The following is a 3,571-nucleotide window of genomic DNA, read 5'->3' on the forward strand; positions in this document are numbered from 1 at the left end:
AAAAAGCCCCAAAGATTACCTTCGCGATACCTACGTTCGCCTTTACGACGAGCAATACAAAGGCCGCGATGACAACCCCAGCAGGCAATCGCCTGAGTAGAAGCAACCTGTAGGCAGAAGATCATTCACCCATTTAGGGTGGCCGAATAGACGTAAAATGATGCCTGACGAGTCATTCATAAATTACTCATTAATCTTGATAATAAAGTATGAATAGGGCATTGTTCGTACAAAGCACAATAGCCAGTCAAGATGTATGGATAAAGCATTCATATAAAAGCGCTAGGGATAAGGCGCTACGGGAAAATGGTATCAAGGAATGATGGTCTCACAAAACAAACATCTAGATTTAAGCAATCACTACCATCATGCGAGTATTAATCAATCGCAGGCCTACTTATGCCGATTTTCCAAAGGTTATGAGGGGGATCAATTCCATTTTTCACGTAACGAATCCATAGCACTCTTACCCTGTGCCTACCTGCACAACATGAAAGTGCGCGACGCCATTAACGATGACTTCTACGCCGAGCACATAAAAAAAGCCCCCGTGTTTATATCCCCCTATGTACTCAAACACACCATGTATCGCATAGAACACGGCAAAATCAAACCCAGTAAGAATCTAGCCGATGCCCTAGCATCCATGCTCGACGGTAATCCAGAATTCCTGATGATAGACGAGCAAAAGCTAGTCTACGAGACCGCCCTAGACCTTGCCCAGCAAGGTCACAAGCAAACCCTCATCGTAAAAGGCGGCCCAGGCACGGGTAAGAAAACCCACATCGACACCCCAGAAAATAACTTTGGCGCATTGCTGGTGGACGAAGCCCATCGCCTAAATGAAAAATCAGGCCTGTATGGCAACTTGGGCGAAAACCAAATAAAAGAACTGATCAACGCCAGCCGCTTTAACGTATTTTTTATAGACGAAGCACAACGCGTCACCTTAAAAGACATTGGCAGCATACAAACCATTCACCAGTGGGCCGACAAATGTCAGTCCACCGTCACCCAGCTAGATCTAGTCTCACAGTTTCGCTGCAACGGATCAGACGGCTACCTAGCGTGGATTGATAACAGCCTACAAATACGCCCGACCGCCCATCTCGGACTAAAGAGTACTCTAGAAGACATAGACTACGACGTAAAAGTCTTCGACGACCCCAATGAATTACGCAAAGCCATATTCGAGAAAAACCGCGTTAATAATAAGGCCCGCATGGTGGCAGGGTATTGCTGGGAATGGGCCAGTAAAAAAGACAAAACCGCCATGGACATCATCATTCCAGAGTTTAACTTTGAAGCGCAATGGAATTTAACTGATGACGGCAGCCTGTGGTTAATTGCAGAAAAATCAGTAGAACAAATAGGCTGCATACACACCTGCCAAGGCCTAGAGCTTGATTACATCGGCGTGATCATAGGCAACGACTTTGTCATCCGCGACGGCGAGGTAGTCATACAACCGTTAGAACACCCAGGCAGAGACAAAGCACTCAGCAGCACCTACCGCACACTAATGACACGGGGCCAAAAAGGCTGCTTCATATACTGCACCGACCAAGAAACCCGAGAACACTTCCAGAAAATAACCAGCAGGCAACTAGAACAAGAAGCGTCTAACGAATTAGATTCGGCTGGCTTATATGGAGGCGCCTACAAAGGTTTGGATTTACCGGTTGTCAGTTTCGAACAAGCAAAACCCTACCAAGGCTATGTACCCATTTTTGATTTAGAAGTCGCCGCTCAAAACAACGAATGGGTTCAGCTACCAGACCACATCAATACCACCGAAGGCATGTTCGTTACCCGCGTAGTGGGCGAGTCCATGAACCGTCGAATAATAAATGGATCTTGGTGTTTGTTTAAAGCCAATCCCGGCGGCAGCCGTAATGGCAAAATTGTATTAGTACAACACCGTGATATTGAAGACCCAGATCATGGTGGCACGTACACAGTTAAAATGTATCACAGTGAAAAGATAGAAGAGGATGGTGTGTTGGTTAATCAGCGCATTGTGCTTAAACCTGAAACCAATGCTTATGGGTATTCGCCGATTGTTATTGAGGATGGTGGTGGGATTGGTAGTTCTGGGGAAATTTTTATTATTGTTAAACCACTTTAATTAAATGATCAGTAGAATTAAATTCATTATATAAAGGAATTAATATGAATAACGTGGATGACTCAAGTAATGAAGTATGTGCAAGTAAAATAATTAGTGAAGACATTTATTCAGCATTAAGAGATAGTCAAAAGACTAGTTTAGACGTTTCTTTTGATTATCTTAGTCAAAAGAATAATAATAAATCTTGTCTAATTAGTCTGCCGACGGGCGGTGGTAAAACAGGAGTTATCTGCCTTCTTTCTCATTATTCACGGCAACAAAAGATATTGGTCCTATGCCATCGAAAAGCAGTAAAGAATCAATTGATTAAACAGTTGTCTGGTGGTTTTTTTGAAAAGATTGATGTGAAACCTACCGATGAATTAAAGGTTGTTAATAGTGATATTTTGGATACTACAGAAGACGGTATTTATGTAACAACATTTCAAAAGCTTAGGTTGATGACAAAAGAACAGATGACAGTTCTTCGTTCAGACATAGATCTTGTTATAGTGGATGAAGGGCATTCTGAACCTTCACCAGAGTGGAGTAAGCTAACAAGAGGGTTGGATGCATATAAAGTGGTAGTTACAGCAACACCTTATCGCAATGATTTATTTCAATTTGATATATCTCATGAATACTCATATTTCTATTCATTTAAAGATGCAGTTGCAGCAAATGATATTGAAAAACCAGTATTTGAAAGTATTAAAAAAATAGAGTTGAAATCAGTAATAAAAAACTATCTTAAAATTAATTCTGGTTCAAAATGTATAGTTAAGTGCGATAGAAGGACAGATGTTGAGGCCTATTATGAGTTGCTTAATGATGATTTTAGAGTTTTGGCTGTTCATGACTCTTTTACGAATGATGAAAGAACGAATGTAAAGGTTGATGTCCCCAAAAATTTAGATGAAAGTGATTTTGATATTATTATTCATCAAAGAAAATTGGATGAAGGTGTTGATATACCTCAGGCCAAACTATTGATATTGACATATGCTGTTGGTAGTGGTCGAGAGCTGGTTCAGACGGTAGGCAGAGTAGTTCGGAAATTTAATGGACTTCCGGCTGAAGTTAAGGAAATAGAAAGTGATAAGAATAATCGAGTTTGGGATAATTATTTAAAGTTTGATAAGTACTTAAGTAACAAGTCGGCAGCAGATAAATTTTTTAAAGCACTAGACTTATCATCCCTATTGAAAAGCTATACTGATTCATTTCCTGATATGAGTTATTTAGGTAATAGGTATGCGGCTAAACTTGATTTAAATAGCGAAAAACTTATAGATGCAATAGAGATACCTTTGTTGTCGGTAGTATTTAAAAATAAGAAAAGTAACTTTGATTTTCAAGATATGATGGAAACACTTATTTGGCGCTCTGTGCGTGAAGGGGAGTATGTTAAAGAAGTTGATATAAAATCAAGTTTGCAGCAAAGCACTGATTCAGAAATTA

2 protein-coding genes are annotated in these 3,571 nt (G+C 40.3%); both read left to right on the plus strand.

The window, feature by feature from the left end:
• The first annotated feature begins 319 nt into the window (after nt 1–319).
• The gene (locus Q0688_RS14305; RefSeq protein WP_299077998.1) at nt 320–2,128 is read left to right on the plus strand and encodes a DNA/RNA helicase domain-containing protein; all 1,809 of its coding nucleotides are present in this window, start codon (nt 320–322) and stop codon (nt 2,126–2,128) included.
• 44 nt (nt 2,129–2,172) lie between these two features.
• A partial coding sequence (locus tag Q0688_RS14310; RefSeq protein WP_299078001.1) for a DEAD/DEAH box helicase family protein occupies nt 2,173–3,571 on the plus strand: 1,399 nt, incomplete at its 3' end.

Source organism: uncultured Paraglaciecola sp., assembly GCF_937123705.1.
Classification (GTDB): Bacteria; Pseudomonadota; Gammaproteobacteria; order Enterobacterales; family Alteromonadaceae; genus Paraglaciecola.